This is a genomic window from Streptomyces aurantiaciflavus (assembly GCF_049808595.1).
Classification (GTDB): Bacteria; Actinomycetota; Actinomycetes; order Streptomycetales; family Streptomycetaceae; genus Streptomyces.
Genome location: NZ_JBNCAQ010000009.1, coordinates 112,646 through 129,083 on the forward strand (window position 1 = coordinate 112,646; position 16,438 = coordinate 129,083).

Annotated in this window: 17 protein-coding genes; 8 read left to right on the plus strand and 9 right to left on the minus strand. The window is 70.0% G+C overall.

The genetic code is table 11. From position 1 onward, the window contains the following. Positions 1–74 precede the first annotated feature (74 nt). Positions 75–257 carry a ribbon-helix-helix protein, CopG family gene (locus ACPT94_RS12715; RefSeq protein ID WP_360334291.1) on the minus strand — a complete coding sequence of 61 codons (183 nt, stop codon included), beginning with the start codon at positions 255–257 and terminating at the stop codon, positions 75–77. Between the two features lie 154 nt (positions 258–411). Between ACPT94_RS12715 and ACPT94_RS12720 the strand changes: the two genes are divergently transcribed. Both ACPT94_RS12720 and ACPT94_RS12725 read left to right on the plus strand, forming a co-directional pair. Further along, on the plus strand, positions 412–849 hold the full coding sequence (locus ACPT94_RS12720; RefSeq protein WP_360334293.1) for a MarR family winged helix-turn-helix transcriptional regulator: 438 nt from the start codon (positions 412–414) through the stop codon (positions 847–849). 25 nt (positions 850–874) lie between these two features. Further along, positions 875–2,254: an MFS transporter gene (locus ACPT94_RS12725; RefSeq protein WP_360334296.1), complete on the plus strand. Its 1,380-nt coding sequence runs from the start codon at positions 875–877 to the stop codon at positions 2,252–2,254. 15 nt (positions 2,255–2,269) lie between these two features. On the opposite strand, the gene ACPT94_RS12730 is transcribed toward ACPT94_RS12725, so the two are convergent. Further along, a complete protein-coding gene (locus tag ACPT94_RS12730) occupies positions 2,270–2,857 on the minus strand; it encodes a Uma2 family endonuclease (RefSeq protein WP_360334299.1) in 588 nt (195 codons plus the stop codon). Positions 2,858–2,960: 103 nt separating this feature from the next. On the opposite strand from ACPT94_RS12730, the gene thpR reads away from it, so the two are divergent. Beyond that, a complete protein-coding gene (thpR, locus tag ACPT94_RS12735) occupies positions 2,961–3,533 on the plus strand; it encodes an RNA 2',3'-cyclic phosphodiesterase (protein ID WP_360334301.1) in 573 nt (190 codons plus the stop codon). A 222-nt stretch (positions 3,534–3,755) separates the two neighbouring features. Here thpR and ACPT94_RS12740 read toward each other — a convergent pair whose 3' ends face one another. The 3 genes from ACPT94_RS12740 to ACPT94_RS12750 all read right to left on the minus strand — a co-directional run bounded on the left by ACPT94_RS12740 (position 3,756) and on the right by ACPT94_RS12750 (position 6,323). Beyond that, complete coding sequence (locus tag ACPT94_RS12740) at positions 3,756–4,748, minus strand: aldo/keto reductase (RefSeq protein ID WP_360334304.1); 993 nt, start codon at positions 4,746–4,748, stop codon at positions 3,756–3,758. Positions 4,749–4,837: 89 nt separating this feature from the next. Continuing rightward, complete coding sequence (locus ACPT94_RS12745; RefSeq protein WP_425245855.1) at positions 4,838–5,503, minus strand: maltokinase N-terminal cap-like domain-containing protein; 666 nt, start codon at positions 5,501–5,503, stop codon at positions 4,838–4,840. Positions 5,504–5,648: 145 nt separating this feature from the next. Beyond that, a complete protein-coding gene (locus ACPT94_RS12750; protein ID WP_360334310.1) occupies positions 5,649–6,323 on the minus strand; it encodes an SGNH/GDSL hydrolase family protein in 675 nt (224 codons plus the stop codon). Between the two features lie 88 nt (positions 6,324–6,411). Here ACPT94_RS12750 and ACPT94_RS12755 point away from each other — a divergent pair, with 88 nt between their 5' ends. Further along, complete coding sequence (locus tag ACPT94_RS12755) at positions 6,412–7,398, plus strand: WD40 repeat domain-containing protein (protein ID WP_360334313.1); 987 nt, start codon at positions 6,412–6,414, stop codon at positions 7,396–7,398. Between the two features lie 59 nt (positions 7,399–7,457). On the opposite strand, the gene ACPT94_RS12760 is transcribed toward ACPT94_RS12755, so the two are convergent. Beyond that, the gene (locus ACPT94_RS12760; protein WP_360334316.1) at positions 7,458–8,216 is read right to left on the minus strand and encodes a TetR/AcrR family transcriptional regulator; all 759 of its coding nucleotides are present in this window, start codon (positions 8,214–8,216) and stop codon (positions 7,458–7,460) included. A 117-nt stretch (positions 8,217–8,333) separates the two neighbouring features. Between ACPT94_RS12760 and ACPT94_RS12765 the strand changes: the two genes are divergently transcribed. The 3 genes from ACPT94_RS12765 to ACPT94_RS12775 all read left to right on the plus strand — a co-directional run bounded on the left by ACPT94_RS12765 (position 8,334) and on the right by ACPT94_RS12775 (position 11,948). Then, positions 8,334–9,308, plus strand: coding sequence for an ATP-binding cassette domain-containing protein (locus ACPT94_RS12765; RefSeq protein ID WP_360334319.1), 975 nt, complete (start codon positions 8,334–8,336; stop codon positions 9,306–9,308). Beyond that, the gene (locus ACPT94_RS12770; RefSeq protein ID WP_425245856.1) at positions 9,305–10,126 is read left to right on the plus strand and encodes an ABC transporter permease; all 822 of its coding nucleotides are present in this window, start codon (positions 9,305–9,307) and stop codon (positions 10,124–10,126) included. The genes ACPT94_RS12765 and ACPT94_RS12770 overlap by 4 nt, the downstream gene beginning before the upstream one ends. Positions 10,127–10,361: 235 nt before the next feature. Beyond that, the gene (locus ACPT94_RS12775) at positions 10,362–11,948 is read left to right on the plus strand and encodes a cellulase family glycosylhydrolase (RefSeq protein WP_425245857.1); all 1,587 of its coding nucleotides are present in this window, start codon (positions 10,362–10,364) and stop codon (positions 11,946–11,948) included. A 180-nt stretch (positions 11,949–12,128) separates the two neighbouring features. Here ACPT94_RS12775 and ACPT94_RS12780 read toward each other — a convergent pair whose 3' ends face one another. Continuing rightward, entirely contained in the window at positions 12,129–12,974 is an 846-nt protein-coding gene (locus ACPT94_RS12780) for a hypothetical protein (protein ID WP_425245858.1), read from the minus strand. A gap of 264 nt (positions 12,975–13,238) precedes the next feature. On the opposite strand from ACPT94_RS12780, the gene ACPT94_RS12785 reads away from it, so the two are divergent. Beyond that, positions 13,239–14,267, plus strand: coding sequence for a hypothetical protein (locus ACPT94_RS12785; RefSeq protein WP_360334330.1), 1,029 nt, complete (start codon positions 13,239–13,241; stop codon positions 14,265–14,267). Positions 14,268–14,330: 63 nt separating this feature from the next. Here the strand turns inward: ACPT94_RS12785 and ACPT94_RS12790 are convergent, their stop codons facing one another. Together ACPT94_RS12790 and serC are read right to left on the minus strand one after the other, a co-directional pair. Continuing rightward, the gene (locus tag ACPT94_RS12790; protein WP_425245859.1) at positions 14,331–14,984 is read right to left on the minus strand and encodes a hypothetical protein; all 654 of its coding nucleotides are present in this window, start codon (positions 14,982–14,984) and stop codon (positions 14,331–14,333) included. 264 nt (positions 14,985–15,248) lie between these two features. After that, positions 15,249–16,367: a phosphoserine transaminase gene (gene serC / locus ACPT94_RS12795; protein WP_360334336.1), complete on the minus strand. Its 1,119-nt coding sequence runs from the start codon at positions 16,365–16,367 to the stop codon at positions 15,249–15,251. Positions 16,368–16,438: the final 71 nt, after the last annotated feature.

The following is a 16,438-nucleotide window of genomic DNA, read 5'->3' on the forward strand; positions in this document are numbered from 1 at the left end:
TCCGCCCGACCCGACCCGGTGTCCTCGGCCTGACCCGCCCCGCCCCCGGGCTCACCCGGACCGTGCGACGCGGCTCAGGTGAGCCCGTAGAACTTCTCCGTCTCCTCGACGGCGGTCTGGAACCGCTCGTCGAAGTCATCGCGAATGAGCGTCCGGACGACGTAGTCCTGGACGCTCATTCCTCTTTTGGCGGCGTGGTGCCGGAGTCGTTCGAGCAGTTCGTGGTCTATGCGCAGGCTGAGCACGCTGGTCCCCATGCGTACGAGGGTCGCGGCACAGTTCGGGGTGTGGGATGGCGTTCCGCGCTCGCGTCACCCGTATGAGTGACATTGGGCGTCAGTGGCGGGCATCACGGGCATCAGGGCGCCCCGCGGTGGTCCTTAGCGAGAGTAATGAGTTACGCTAAAGAACATGTCGGACCTTACCCATGGCGACGACGCTGCCGCCGTGAACTCCCTGCGATCCGCCGTGATGCGGCTCTCCCGTCGACTCAAACACCAGCGGGTCGACGAGTCGCTGAGCCCGACCGAGATGTCGGTGCTCGGCACGCTCTCCCTGTGCGGCAGCGCCACCCCGGGCGAGCTCGCCCGCAAGGAGCATGTGCAGCCGCCCTCGATGACCCGCATCGTCGCGCTGCTGGAGGCCAAGGGCCTGGTCCGGCTGGAGCCTCACCCGGAGGACCGGCGCCAGAAGGTCGTCACCAGGACCGAGCAGGCCGAGACCATGCTCGAGGAGAGCCGCCGCAAGCGGAACGCGTTCCTGGCCACCCTGGTCGACGGCCTCGACGAGGACGAGTGGGCCAAGCTGCGCGCCGCCGCCCCCGTGCTGGAGAAGCTCGCACACCTGTAGGCAGTCCACGAGGAGGCGAACCCTTTTGAGTACGGGACCCGGAGCAGATTCCGCCCCCGCACCGACCACCCACGATCCCCAGTCCACCCCAGAGACGACGTCCGACGGCACCCGCGCCAGGTCCTCGATGTTCAGCTCCCTGAAGGTCAGGAACTACCGCCTGTTCTTCGCCGGCCAGGTCGTCTCCAACATCGGCACCTGGATGCAGCGCATCGCCCAGGACTGGCTGGTGCTCAGCCTCACCGGCTCCGCCACCGCCGTCGGCGTCACGACGGCCCTGCAGTTCGTGCCGATGCTGTTCTTCGGCCTGTACGGCGGCGTCCTCGTCGACCGTCTCCCCAAGCGCCCCACACTGCTCGTCACCCAGACGGCGATGGCCGTCACCGGCGTCGCGCTCGCCCTGCTCACCCTCTCCGGACACGTCGAGGTCTGGCACGTCTACGTCGCCGCCTTCGCCGTCGGCCTCGCGACCGTCGTCGACAACCCGGCCCGCCAGTCCTTCGTCTCCGAGATGGTCGGCCCGGACCAGCTGCAGAACGCGGTCAGCCTGAACTCCGCGAACTTCCAGTCCGCCCGCCTCGTCGGCCCCGCCGTCGCCGGTCTGATGATCACCGGTGTGGGCACGGGCTGGGCGTTCCTCTTCAACGGCCTGTCCTTCGTCGCACCCATCGCCGGTCTGCTGCTGATGCGGGCGCGTGAGCTGCACGTCGTCCAGCGGGCGCCGCGCGGCAAGGGCCAGCTGCGGGAGGGCCTGCGGTACGTCGCCGGGCGCCCCGACCTGATCTGGACGATCGTCCTGGTCGGGTTCATAGGGACCTTCGGCTTCAATTTCCCCGTCTATCTCTCCGCCTTCGCCGACGACGTCTTCCACGCGGGCGCCGGCTCCTACAGCCTCTTCAACACGCTGATGGCGGTCGGGTCGCTGGCCGGCGCGCTGCTCGCGGCCCGGCGCGGCACCGCCCGGATGCGGGTGCTGATCGCGGCGGCGCTGGCGTTCGGCCTCATGGAGCTGGTGGCGGCGGCTGCCCCGTCCCTGTGGCTGTTCGCGCTGCTCATGGCACCGATCGGCATGTTCGGCATGACGGTCAACGTCACCGCGAACACCAGCATCCAGATGGGCACCGACCCGGCCATGCGCGGCCGCGTCATGGCCCTCTACATGATGGTCTTCCTGGGCGGCTCCCCGGTGGGCGCCCCGATCGCGGGCTGGGTCACGGACGCGTACGGCGTCCGGGCCGGTCTCGCGGTGGGCGGCGCGATCTCCGCCGCCGCGGCCGTCACCATCGGCCTGCTCCTGGCCCGCGTCGGCGGCCTGCGCCTGTCGGTGGGCTGGCACCGCGGCCATCCTCGGGTGCGGTTCGTCCCGCGCGAGCGGCGGGAGGAGCGGCTGGCCACGGCGGCATAGGAGGAGGCGTCCGGGTCAGTCGCGGGGGAACTCGTCGGTCTTGAGGACCAGACCGACGACGGTCCCGGTCAGGTCGATCTCGTCACCGAAGCCGAAGCTGACCTCGCCGTGATACTCGCCGTCCCTCGGCAGGGTGTGCAGGTGCCACTCCGCGGTGTACGGGTTCACGATCAGGTACACCGGCACTTCGGCGAGGGCGTAGGCGGTCTTCTTGGGGCCGTAGTCGTTGGCGGCGGTGTCCTTGGAGACGACCTCGGCGACGAACTCGACGTCCTCGTACCGCCAGCGGCCCTTCTCGTCCTTCTGAGCGCCTTCGGTGAGAGCCGTCACGTCGGTGGCGAAGCCGTTGAGATGCCCGGGATAGTCGATGCGGACGTCGGACTTGACGCGCTTGCGCGGATACTTGGCACGCAACTGCTCGACGATGTCCAGGATGATGTCCCAGTGGCTGTCCCGCTGCGGCGACATGAAGATGTGCCCCCCGACGATCTCGGTCTTGTATCCCTCGGGGACGGGCATCTTCTCCAGCCACTCGAACAACATGTCGAGCGTGAGTTCGCCGCTGCTCTCGGCCATCTCGATCCTGTCGTCAAGGACGGTCATCGTGGCGTTCCTCCCCGGCTGCCGCTCGGTCACGGACAGCCGCGCAGTACAACGATACGCACGGTGACCGGTCACACGTGGGTGCGGCAGCGAGACTGGACGCATGAGACTCTTCGCCGCCGTGCTGCCTCCTGAGGAAGCGGCCCACGAACTGGCCGTCGAGATCGCGCAGCTGAAGAAGCTGCCCGGTGCGGACGGGCTGCGCTGGACCGGCCGCCCCGGCTGGCACTTCACGCTCGCGTTCTACGGGGAGGTCGACGAGGAGGTCGTACCGGAGCTGTCGGCGCGGCTGGAGCGGGTCGCGCGGCGCGGTGAGCCCTTCGAGCTGGCGCTGCGGGGCGGGGGCCAGTTCGGGCACGGGCGGGCGCTGTGGGTCGGGGCGTCGGGCGAGGTGGCGGCGCTGCGGCTGCTGGCCGACCGGACGGAGGCGGCGGCGCGCAAGGCCGGCCTGGACATGGGCGAGCACCGCCGCTACAAGGCCCATCTGACGGTGGCCCGCAGCCGGGACGCCGTGGACGTCCGGTCGTACGTCGAGGCGCTGGACGCCTTCGCCGGCCGCACGTGGACGGTGGACGAGCTGGTGCTGGTCCGCAGCAACCTGCCGAAGTCCGGGGTGCCGGGGGAGCAGCCGCGTTACGAGGCGGTCGCCCGTTGGCCGCTCGGCGGGGCCGGTTAGGCTCGAAGCGTGGACCCGAAGACCCGGAACCGGATCATGGCCGGTGTGCTCGTGCTGTTGTTCGTCGTGGTGGCGGTGGCTGCCGCGCTGTAGCTCCGCTGGTGGAGCGAGGGTGGGGGACTGCGCGTCGCAGGTCGGCTGCGGGCCGTCTGTGGCTTGTCGCGCAGTTCCCCGCGCCCCTTGGGGACGTGCGTCCCTCAAGGGGGTGTCGTCCTCACCGTGTCACCAGGCGAAGGCCTCCGGAGACGGGCCCGGGCCCGGGAAGATCTCGTCGAGGCCGGCCAGCAGTTCCTCGCTCAGCTCAAGCTTCGCGGCGCGTACGGCGGAGCCGAGCTGCTCGGCGGTGCGCGGGCCGACGATCGGGCCGGTGACGCCCGGGCGGGTCAGCAGCCAGGCCAGCGCGGCCTCGCCGGGCTCCACGCCGTGCTTGTCGAGCAGGTCCTCGTACGCCTGGATCTTGGCGCGTACGGCCGGGTCGGCGAGGGTGTCGGCGGCCCGCCCGGAGCTGCGCCGTCCGCCCTCCACCTCCTTCTTGATGACGCCGCCGAGCAGCCCGCCGTGCAGCGGGGACCACGGGATGACGCCCAGGCCGTAGTCCTGCGCGGCCGGGATGACCTCCATCTCGGCGCGGCGCTCGTAGAGGTTGTACAGGCACTGCTCGCTGACGAGGCCGATGGTGCCGCCGCGCCTGGCGGCGATCTCGTTGGCCTGGGCGATCTTGTACCCGGGGAAGTTGCTGGAGCCGACGTACAGGATCTTCCCCTGCTGGACGAGGACGTCGACGGCCTGCCAGATCTCCTCGAAGGGAGTGGCGCGGTCGATGTGGTGGAACTGGTAGACGTCGATGTGGTCGGTCCGCAGCCGCTTGAGCGACGCGTCCACGGCCCGCCGGATGTTCACCGCCGACAGCTTGTCGTGGTTGGGCCAGGCCTCGCCGTCCGCGCCCATGTTGCCGTACACCTTGGTGGCGAGGACGACTTTCTCGCGCCGCTCGCCGCCCTGCGCGAACCAGTTGCCGATGATCGTCTCGGTACGGCCCTTGTTCTCGCCCCAGCCGTACACGTTCGCCGTGTCGAAGAAGTTGATGCCCGCGTCCAGCGCCGCGTCCATGATCGCGTGACTGTCCGCTTCGTCCGTCTGCGGGCCGAAGTTCATGGTGCCGAGGACGAGCCGGCTGACCTTGAGTCCCGTGCGTCCGAGCTGCGTGTACTTCATGCCGGGCACGCTAGCCCCGTGGAGTGCGCTCTAGGCAAGGGAGTCCAGGAAGGCCGTCCGAGCGGTCGGGGTGGTCGGGTCGCCCGCCTTCAGCCTCCGGAGGTGGTGTGCAGGACGGCGAACAGGGCTCGCGCCCGCGTGTCGTCCGGCATCTGCCAGGCGCCGGCGACGTGGCCGGTCGCGCCCTGGGGGAGGAGGGGAGGGCCGTCGAGGGTCGGCCGCAGGACTCGGTGCAGGCGGAGGGTCGTCCCGTCGGAGGCGCGCAGCTCGGTGCCGGTCTCGTCGTCGGCGGCCGTGGTGAAGGCGGCCGGGGAGGGCAGGCCCTCACCCGTGTGGGAGCGGGTGACCTCCCGGTCGGGGGCGTCGCTGACGCTCTGGGCCTGGGCCTGGACCCGGCCCTCGAACAGGGCCAGCAGCTGGGTGACCAGCACCGGGTCGTGGCAGCCGTCGTAGGCCCAGCGCGGTCCCAGCACGCCGTGCTCCATGGTGCCGACGAGGGCGTGCTCCGCGCCGTCGAGGGGGGCGCCGCGATAGGTGAGCGGCACGAGGTAGTGGACCGGGTCGGGGCCACAGGAGTCGGTGGCCACCATGAACTCGATGCCGACCTCGCCCTCCGGGTCGTCCAGCCGGAAGCCGCCGGCCTTGGTCAACCGCGGCGCGCCCGCGCCGCCGACGTACCAGGGGCGGGTGGGCAGCCAGGAGGTGAGGAGTTCCAGCTTGGTGGGCTTGAGGGTGGTGTGGTGGATGACGGCCATGCCCACAGCTTGTCATCAGTCGCGGGGGAACTCGTCGGTTTTCAGGGTGAGTCCGAGGAGGGTGGTGGTCATGTCGATGTCGGTCCCGAAGGCGATGGTCAGTTCGATCAGGTATTCGCCTGTTCCGCGTGCGGGCCTACGACGGTCAGTCGCCGTAGCTGTCGCCCACGCCCCACGCCTGGTGCATGGCGTCCGCGAAGGCCGCCGCGATCCGGTGCTCGCCGCTGCCGTTGGGGTGCGTGCCGTCGTAGGTGTCGTGGTGGATGTCGTACGACGGGGGAGGGGAGGCCAGGAGCAGGGGTGAGCGGGGCTCGTCCAGGTCCGCCACCGTCTTCGCCAGCAACTCGTTGAAGCGGGTGACCTCGGCGGCGAACGACGCGTCCGACTCCGCCCGCACGTTCGGGATCACCGGGAGCACCACCATCCGGACCCGCGGATTCGCCGACCGCGCCTGCGTGACGAACTCCCTCGCGTTCCGCGCCGTCTGCTCCGCGTTCGTGTAGAAGCCCAGGTCGATCAGGCCCAGTGACACCAGCAGCACATCCGCCCGGCACGACCGCACCGCCTCGCCGATCAGCGGAACCATGTGCAGCCAGCCCTCGCCCCAGCCGGCCAGGTGGGCGCGGGGGAAGTCGGGGTCGGCGTACTCGTACGACGTGGGCGCGTCCGTCGCCTTGTCGTACAGCGTCTCGCGCGGGCCGACGAGGGCGAAGGGGCCGCCGTACGTCGTACGCAGGTGCTGCCACATGCGGTAGCGCCACGTGTGTTCGCCCGCGCTGCCGATCGTCATCGAGTCGCCGACGGGCATCAACCTGAGCATCCGCTCATCATGAGGGATCAAGGTGACGCATGGGGTGTGAGGCCTGCCACCACGCCGGAAAGGGCTGACGGAGTGGCAGGCTTGGGGCATGCGCCGACCGTTCGCCCTCCTTGCCGGGGCCCTGCTCGTGGCCGCCCTCGCGGCGCCCGCCTCCGCCGCCGACGGCGACAAGAGCTTCACCGTCGAGGACCCCCGCATCACCGAGTCCAGCGGCCTGGCCGCCTCCCGCCAGCACCCCGGCGTCTACTGGACGCACAACGACCAGGACAAGGGCGCCTACCTCTACGCGGTGGACAGCGCCACCGGAAAGACCGTCGCGACCATCACCATGACCGGCGTGGGCAACCCGCGCGACGTCGAGGCGATCTCCATGGGCCCCGACAACCAGCTCTACGTCGGCGACATCGGCGACAACGACGGCGTCGTGTGGGACCACGTGTGGATCTACCGGCTGCCCGAGCCGAAGCAGCTCAAGGACCAGACGATCCGGGCCACGCAGTACGTCGTGAAGTACCAGGACGGCCCCCGCGACGCCGAGTCGCTCGTCGTGCACCCGAAGACCGGACGGGTCTACATCATCGACAAGCAGGAGGACGGCGGGCACCTCTACGAGCAGCCGGCCCGCCTGACCACCTCCGGCACGAACGTCTTCAAGCCCGTCGCCCCCATCGACCTCTGGGCCACCGACGCCGCCCTCTCCCCGGACGGCCGACGCCTCGCCGTCCGCGGCTACTTCGGCGGCATCCTCTACGACTGGAACGACGGCAGGCCCAAGCGGCTGGAGCGGCTCGACGTGCCGTTGCAGCAACAGGGGGAGTCCGTCACGTACTCGGCCGACGGCTCGAAGCTGCTGTACGGCACCGAGGGCGTCGGCAGCGGGGTGCAGGCGGAGGACGCGCCCGGGGCGGCGGAGGGAGGCGCCAAGCCGCCCTCCGGGAGCGGGAGTTCGGCGGCCTCGGGGGACGGCGACGGCAGCGGCGGCGGAGTGGGCGGGAACGTGCGGACGGGCGCCGTCGTCCTGGCCGTCGCGTGCGCCGCGCTGTTCGGAGTGCGGAGGCTGCGGCGGAGGGGCTGAGGGGCCGAGGAGCTGGGGTCCGTGACTGGAGGTCTGAGGGTCCGAGGGGCTGAGGCGGCCTACTCGGCGGCGCCCTTCCGCTGCTCGACGAGCACCTCCAGCCCGTCCAGTATCCGCTGGAGCCCGAAGTCGAAGTGGTCGAAGTGGGGGAGGAAGGTGTCCTCGGAGAGGGCGGCCATGACGGGGTAGCGCCCGGAGGCCATGATCTTCTCCAGCACCGGCGCCTGCGCCGCCCAGAACTGTGCGTCCGTCATGCCCGACTTGCGCTCCGCCTCCTCCTGGTAGAGCTGCGTGCGCGCGGCCCCGACGACGTACCCGTCGATCATGATGATCGCCGACACCAGTTCCGGGTCGGACAGGCCCATGGGCTTGATGCGGGTGAGCACCTTCTCCATGCCGTCCAGGGCGCTCGGGCCGAGGATCGGGCGCGACTGGTTGACCTGGAGCAGCCACGGGTGGCGGCGGTAGAGGGCCAGGGTGGCGTAGGCCGTGGCCTCCAGGGCGGGGCGCCAGCCGCCGTCGCCCAGATCGCCCGGGTCGGGGCGCTGCACGCGGTCCAGCATGAGGTCGAGCAGCTCGGCCTTGCCGGGGACGTAGCGGTAGAGCGACATCGCGCCCGTCCCCAGTTCGGCGGCGATCCGGCGCATCGAGACCGCGTCGAGCCCGTCCCGGTCGGCGATCTCGACGGCGGTCTCCACGATCCGCTCCAGCGTCAGACCCGGCTTGGGCCCGCGGCTCGGCCGCTTGCCGGTGTCCCACAGCAGCTCGAGGGTCCGGACGATGTCGCCGCTGCCGCTGGTCTCCGTGCTGCTCGTCATGGGTGCAGCTTAGTTCCGCGGAAAAAAACTGGGTACGGCGTACGCGCAATCGGGTACGGTGTACTCAGTTATCGGGAGTTCTGTTTGCCGAGACTTCTACGAAGGGAAGGGGGACACATGACCGACGGATACGCCGTGCACGCCGAGGGACTGGAGAAGCGGTACGGCGAGAAGCGCGCCCTCGACGGCTTCGACCTGGCCGTGCGTGAGGGCACGGTGCACGGCCTGCTCGGGCCGAACGGCGCAGGCAAGACCACCGCCGTACGCATCCTGTCCACGCTGATCCGGCTGGACGGCGGCCGGGCGAGCGTGGCCGGCCTGGACGTGGCCCGGCAGTCGCGCGAGGTCCGGGCCCGGATCGGCCTCACCGGCCAGTACGCGGCCGTGGACGAGGTGCTCACCGGCCGGCAGAACCTGGAGATGTTCGGCCGACTGTTCCACCTGGGCGGCAGGCGCGCCAAGCTGCGGGCCGCCGAGCTGCTGGAGCAGTTCGACCTGACCGACGCCGCCGACCGGGGCGTCGGCAAGTACAGCGGCGGCATGCGGCGCCGGCTCGACCTCGCCGCGTCGATGATCCTCGCCCCGGCCGTCCTGTTCCTCGACGAGCCGACGACGGGACTGGACCCCCGCAGCCGGGGCGAGGTCTGGGAGTCCGTGCGGGCGCTGGTCGCGAGCGGTACGACGGTCCTGCTGACCACGCAGTACCTGGAGGAGGCGGACAAGCTGGCCTCCCGGATCACCGTCATCGACCAGGGGCGGGCCATCGCCGACGACACCCCGGACGGGCTGAAGAACCGCGTCGGCGGCGACCGGATCGAGGTCGTGGTCGCCGAGCGGTCCGAGATCGCGCGCGTGGTGAAGGTCGTCGCCCGCGTCTCGGACGGCGAACCGGAGGCGGACGAGGCCGAGTTGCGCGTGCACGCCCCGGTGGCCGACCGGGTCTCCGCCCTGACGGAGGTGGCCCGGACACTGCAGGACGAGGGCGTCCGGGTCGAGGACATCGGACTGCGCAGGCCGAGCCTCGACGACGTGTTCCTGCGCCTGACGGGACACCGCACCGATGCCTCACAGGGGAAGGAGGCCGACGCGTGAGCGCCGTCGATCTGACCGGACACGCCCCGCACGGCCGCACGTACTGGCTGCTCGCCGACGTCTGGAACATCGTCCGCCGCGGCCTGACCCACTACCAGCGGCAACCGATCAACATCGCCTGGCAGTTGGGCTTCCCGATCCTCTCCGTCCTCCTCTACGGCTATGTCTTCGGCAGCGCGATGCAGGTGCCCGGCGGCGGGGACTACAAGGACTTCCTGATGCCGGGGATGTTCGTGATGACGATGGCGTTCGGCTTCATCAACACCGCCACGCTCGTCGTCTACGACTCCACCAAGGGCGTCATCGACCGGTTCCGCTCCATGCCGATGGCCTCCTCCGCGGTGGTCGCCGGGCGCGGGGTGACCGATCTGATCGTCGCCTGCGCGGAGTTGGCCATCATGATGCTGACGGCCTTCGCGATGGGCTGGCGCCCGGACGCCGGCCTCGGCTTCCTCGCCGCCTTCGGCCTGCTGCTGTGGCTCCGCTTCGCGCTGATCTGGATCGGCGTGTGGCTGGGCCTGCTGGTGCCGAACCCGGAGGCGGCCGGCGGGCTGTTCGCGGTGGCCTTCCCGCTGACGATGATCTCCAGCATCTTCGTCGCCCCGCAGCTGATGCCGGACTGGCTGGGCGCGGTGGCCGCCTGGAACCCGATCTCCTCGACGGCCGCGGCCACCCGTGACCTGTTCGGGACGCCGGTCGGGGGCGGCGACTCGTGGGTCGAGGAGCACGCGTTGCTGATGGCGGGCGTGTGGCCGGTGGTGCTGACGGCGATCTTCCTGCCGCTGGCGGTGCGGAGGTTCCAGAAGCTGAGCCGGTGAGGTGCCCTCACGAGGGGGGTGACGCCGCCACCTGCCCGCCCCGTCCCACCCCACGGGACGGGGCAGGCAGGGGCTGAAGGCTGCCGGACCGAGGTCACGGAACCGCGTGCCGCCGCAACCACCACCACGTGTCTTGACGCGGCCATGGCATGTCAGTTTCCTGGGTGGTGCGCGGACTATGGGAGCGCTCCCAAATGTTCCGGGCCCGCGCCTCCCCCCGAGAGGAAGCAACGACATGTTCCACACCCTGCGCAGAGCGCTGTGTGCCGTCGTCGCGGCCCTGCTGTTACCGCTGGCGGCGGGCGCCCAGACCGCCCGCGCGGCCGAGGCCGGGACCGAGGTCGAGGCCGGGGCGCGCCCGGCCGACACCGGTGTGCGCCTGGCCGACGCCGGAGCCGGCTACTGGCACACCAGCGGCCGTCAGATCCTGGACGCGTCCGGCCTGCCGGTGCGGATCGCCGGCATCAACTGGTTCGGCTTCGAGACCGCCAACCACGTGGTCCACGGCCTCTGGTCCCGCGACTACAAGAGGATGATCGACCAGATGAAGTCGCTGGGCTACAACACCCTCCGCCTCCCCTTCAGCGACGACATCCTCAAGCCCGGCACCATGCCGGACAGCCTCAACTTCTCCGACGGCAAGAACGCGGACCTGCGGGGCCTGACGTCCTTGCAGGTCCTGGACAAGATCGTGGGGTACGCCGGGCAGAGCGGCCTGAAGGTCATCCTCGACCGCCACCGCCCGGACGCGGCGGGCCAGTCGGCGCTCTGGTACACCTCGGCGGTCCCCGAGTCGACGTGGATCGCCAACCTCAAGTCGCTGGCGGGCCGTTACGCGGGCAACCCCACCGTCGTGGGCATCGACCTCCACAACGAGCCCCACGATCCCGCCTGCTGGGGCTGCGGCGACACCACGAGGGACTGGCGCCTGGCCGCCGAACGGGCCGGCAACGCCGTCCTCTCCGTCAACCCGCAGCTCCTGATCTTCGTGGAGGGCGTGCAGAGCTTCAACGGCGTCTCCGGCTGGTGGGGTGGCAACCTGATGGGCGTCGCCCAGTACCCGGTCCGCCTCGACGTCGCGGGCCGGCTGGTGTACTCGGCTCACGACTACGCGACGAGCGTGGCCCAGCAGAGCTGGTTCAACGACCCCTCCTTCCCCGCGAACATGCCCGGCGTCTGGGACAAGTACTGGGGCTACATCTTCAAGCAGAACATCGCCCCGGTCTGGCTCGGCGAGTTCGGTACGACGCTCCAGTCGACGATCGACCAGAAGTGGCTGACGGCACTGGTCACCTACCTGCGCTCGACGTCGACGTACGGCTCCGACTCCTTCCACTGGACCTTCTGGTCCTGGAACCCCAACTCCGGTGACACCGGCGGAATCCTGAAGGACGACTGGTCGACCGTCGACACGGTCAAGGACGGATACCTGGCGAGCATCAAGGCCCCGGGATTCCCGCCGGGGAGCGGGGGCGGCGATCCCGGTGACCCGGGCGACCCCGGCGACCCGGGCGGCGGCACACCCGCCTGCACCGCCGCCTACACCGTCAGCAGCGACTGGGGGAGCGGCTTCAACGCCGAGGTGAAGGTCACCAACTCCGGTTCGACGGCGATCGGTTCCTGGAAGGTGACCTGGACGTGGAGCGGGTCCCAGAAGGTGACGAACATGTGGAACGCGACGTACACCCAGAGCGGCGCCACGGTGACGGCGGTCAACGCCGCGCACAACGGCACCGTACCGGCGGGCGGTTCGGCAAGCTTCGGCTTCGGCGGGGCGCCCGGGGGCGGGGGCGTGCCGAGCGTGAGCTGTACGGCGGCGTGAGGGGGACGGGGGCATGAGCTGTGGCCCCGTCCGAGCTGGGACGCCGTATGAGCTGCGGTGCCGTGTGAGCTGCCGTGCCGTATGACGGAAGGGTGCCCGGTGGTTGCTGCCGGGCGCCTCTCCGTCGGGGCGGTGCCCGGGTGTCGCGTCACAGGGGGCGGCCTTGAAGCCGGCCGGCGCTCAGGGATGGTCGAGGGCGGTGCAGTAAGCCGTGTGGCCGGTCTGGCCGAGGGGAACCTCGATGCCCATGCCGGGGTTGCCGCAGGTCTGGTTCTGGCGGCCGTTCTGGGCGGTGTTGGTCTCGAACCCGACGGCCTGGCCGGCGTCGGCGGAAGCACGACCGCGGTGGGCGTCGCCGGGGCGCGGGGAGGAGTGGTCGACGGCGGTGCAGGTGGTGTGTTTGCGGATGGTGCCGGCGACGTTGACGGTGAGGGTGTCGGAGGAGTTGCCGCAGTACAGGTTCTGCTTGCCGGTCTGGGCGGCGTTGACCTGGGGACCGACCGTCGTGCCGCCCAGGGCGCGGGCGCTGCCCGGGGAGGCGCCGTAGCCACCGCTGCCGGAGACGTCGCCGTGGTCGGCGGCCACGCAGGTGGTGTCCCAGTTCATGGTGCCCAGCACGTTGACCGTGACCAGGTCGGAGGAGTTGCCGCAGGCGAGGTTCTGTTTGCCGGTCTGGGCGGTGTTGACCTGAGGGCCGAGCGTGGTGCCCCCGACGGCCTGGGCGCCATCCGCACGGGCACTGTCGTGGCGGGTGTGGCCGTCGTCATCGACGCAGACCTGCTCCCGGTGCACCGTCTCCGCGATGTTGAGCCGCACCGGACGGGCCGAGTTTCCGCAGGACAGGTTCTGCTCCCCGTCCTGGTCGGTGTTCTCCTCCCCGTTCAGCGGGACGTCTTCGAAAATGTCCGCGAAAGCGCCGCCGCTGCCGACGGCGACCAGCGCACCTGCGGTGAACACCACGGCCGCCGCCCGGCGGATCCTCCGCGCCCTGGCACGCGGCGCCGCGTGCCGTCCCCGCTGTCCCATACGCCCGGATCTCCTGACCGCTCACCGTCGGGCCCCGCACTGCCGCATCCCGGCTGATTCCCCGCACGGCGACGGCCCTTGCCGCGATCACGAACGCCCGGCCGATCCGAAAGTCACGCACGGTGTAGGCCATCCAGGCGGAAAACGCCGTGCCCGCCATATCCGTGCCGGCGGGCCTTCGTTGAGGAAGGACGCCGAAGTAAACGACACGAGTCCTTCTGGGAGGCAAGTGTGCGATGCGCGCAGAAGATCAGAGCCGCTACGTTGACGGTCCTGACCGTCGGCCTGGCCTCTTCCGGAACCGGCTTCGCCGTCGCGGACGATCCCGGAGCAGCCGCCAGGGGTGGCGGTAGCCTCGGCGGTCTCACGCAGCAGAACACGGCCCAGGAGAACAAGCAGAACAACAGCTGTTCAAACCCCAACGGGGCTTTTTTCCCCAACCTCGTCGGCGTGACTTCGGCAGCCGATACCGAAAGTAGCTGCGCGACTGGTGATGCCAGCTTCAACATGCACACCGTGGACGAGGAGGGCGGCGCGGAGGCCACCGGTGGCTCTGGAGACACCGTGATCCAGCAGAACGTGGCACAACAGGGCCGGCAGAACAACAACTGCGCCAACCCCAACGAAACTTTTTCGGTCGGTGGGGAAATCCAGCAAGAGGCCCGATGCGTGGACGTGGACCGTTCGCGTAACAAGTACACCGAGACAAAGGGTGGCGGGGCACGGGCTACTGGGGGCTCCGGTGAGTTGGATCTGACCCAGCAGAACGTGGCGCAGGAGGGCCGGCAGAACAACAACTGCGCGAACCCCAATGATTCTCTTGCTACGACAGGGCGTACGGTGCGAGTCGAGGGCTGGTGCACCAACATGGACAGCTCACGTAACAAGCACAACCGCACCAAGACGGGTGGCGCCGAGGCCACTGGTGGCTCCAGCGGGTCCTTCATGTCCCAGCAGAATGTGGCGCAGGAGGGCAGGCAGAACAACAACTGCGCCAATCCGAATCTCACCAGCGTCATCCCCACCTCCGGCCAGGTGGAGGCCCGCTGCAAGACGGTCGACCACTCGAAGAACAAGGGCACTTCGGAGATCAGCCACGGCGCCGAGGCGGAGGGCGGCTCGGGTGCACTTGGCGTGTTCCAACAGAATGTGGCGCAGGAGGGCAGGCAGAACAACAACTGCGGTAACCCCAACTTCACGGCAGTCTCGGTATCCAACCCGGTTCCCCCCAACACCGAAGCCCAGTGCGTCGCCGTCGACAGGTCCAAGAACATCGGCACCGTCCACCGTTAGAAGCCCGACCCCCGGTGACGGCTGCTCCCGCCGCTGCCGGCCGGACGGCGGTCAGGCCACGGTTCAGGTGAGGGATCGGCCCATGAGCCAGATCCCCACCCCCGTGATCAGGCCCGTGACGCTCCAGCCCACCCAGCCCATCGGGTTCAGCCCGAGAAGGTTGTGCGCGACCATCAGATACGGCACGGTCAGCACCAGCCAGCCCCCCAGCAGCGGGGCCAGCCACAGCCCGAAAAGGGCCGGCCAGCAGGCTCCCAGCAACAGCCAGCCGAGGAACAGCCACCCTACGAAGGCCCACTCGGAAGAGGTCAGAAAGCCCTCGACGTGACCTCCGGCCACCATCCGCACCACTTCTCCGCGCCACAGGCGCAGCTCGGCCGGATCCCCGAGGTCCGTCGCGCGATAGGTCTTCGAGCCCACGTCCAGCGACTCCGTACGCGCGCCGAAGCGCACGTCCAGGCTGTAGTAGGTGGTGCACGAACTCAGCCCGTTGCTGTCCGTCGTGCACGACTGGCTGGTGTTCTTGTCGACGACTTCGCCGGTGGTCCGCGCGACGCAGTCGCCGGCCGTCTCCCACGGCGTGCCGGCGGGACACAGGGGGGCCTTCTTGTAGGTCACGACCTGCGGATGGTTCCGTTCGACGCCGTCCGCGCACAGGATGAGCCCCGGCACCGCGACCGCGAGCATCAGCACCCGCAGCACCGCGTGAAGCACCACGTCACCACGTCGCCCGGACCAGCTTCTGCCGCCACGTAACACGGTGGACGCCCTCCCCCTGAACAGTCCGTCCAGTCCGTCCTGTCCGACCAGCGTCCACCCGCCCCGGAGACGGAGGCAATGGTCCGACCGGGTGAAGCGGCGGCCACGGTGACGACGAGGGGCGCCCGGTGGTCACCGGGCGCCCCTCACTGCCGTACCGAATCGGCCGTACTCGGACGGCCCTCCCGCAACGGTCCTACCGCATCGGCCGTACCGAAGCGGTCAGAGCTTCTCGATCACGTAGTCGACGCACTTCGTCAGCGCCTCGACGTCCGCCGGGTCGATCGCCGGGAACATCGCGACGCGCAGCTGGTTGCGGCCGAGCTTGCGGTAGGGCTCGGTGTCGACGATGCCGTTGGCGCGCAGGACCTTGGCGACGGCCGCGGCGTCGACCTCCTCGGTGAAGTCGATCGTGCCGATGACCGCCGAGCGCTTGGCCGGGTCGGCGACGAACGGGTTGGCGAACTTCACGTCCTCCGCCCAGCCGTACAGCGTCCGCGCCGAGGTGGCCGTACGCCGGGTCGCCCAGTCGAGCCCGCCCTGGCCGTTGAGCCACTCCAGCTGCTGGTTGAGCAGGAAGAGGGTGGCGAGGGCCGGGGTGTTGTACGTCTGGTTCTTGCGGGAGTTGTCGATCGCCGTCGGCAGGGAGAAGAACTCCGGGACGTGGCGGCCGGACGCGTGGATGCGCTCGGCGCGCTCGATCGCGGCCGGGGAGAAGATGCCGATCCACAGGCCGCCGTCGGAGGCGAAGGACTTCTGCGGGGCGAAGTAGTAGACGTCGGTCTCGGCGATGTCGACCGGGAGGCCGCCGGCGCCGGAGGTGGCGTCCACGAGGACCAGGGCGCCCTCGTCGGCACCGGCCACACGCCTGATCGGCATGGCGACGCCGGTCGAGGTCTCGTTGTGGGTGAACGCGTAGACGTCGACACCCGCCTCGGCGACCGCCTCGGGGTGCGTGCCCGGGTCGCTGGAGATGACGTCCGGCTCGGCGAGCCAGGGGGCCAGCTTGGCGGCCTTGGCGAACTTGGAGCTGAACTCGCCGAAGCTGAGGTGCTGCGACCTGTTCTCGATCAGGCCGTGGGTCGCGATGTCCCAGAAGGCGGTGGAGCCGCCGTTGCCGAGGATCACCTCGTAGCCTTCGGGGATCTCGAACAGCTGGGAGATGCCCTCGCGGACCTGGCCGACCAGGTTCTTGACGGGGGCCTGGCGGTGGGAGGTACCGAGGAGGGAGGTACCGGTGGCGGCCAGGGCGTCCAGCGCCTCCACCCGCACCTTGGAGGGGCCCGCGCCGAATCGACCGTCGGCGGGCTTGATGTCAGCAGGAATCTGGATCTCAGCCACGGCCGGAGCGTATCTCCTGGAGGAAACGGTACGGAAACGTGTCCGTTCGATGAGACGAGATATCCGGCGTT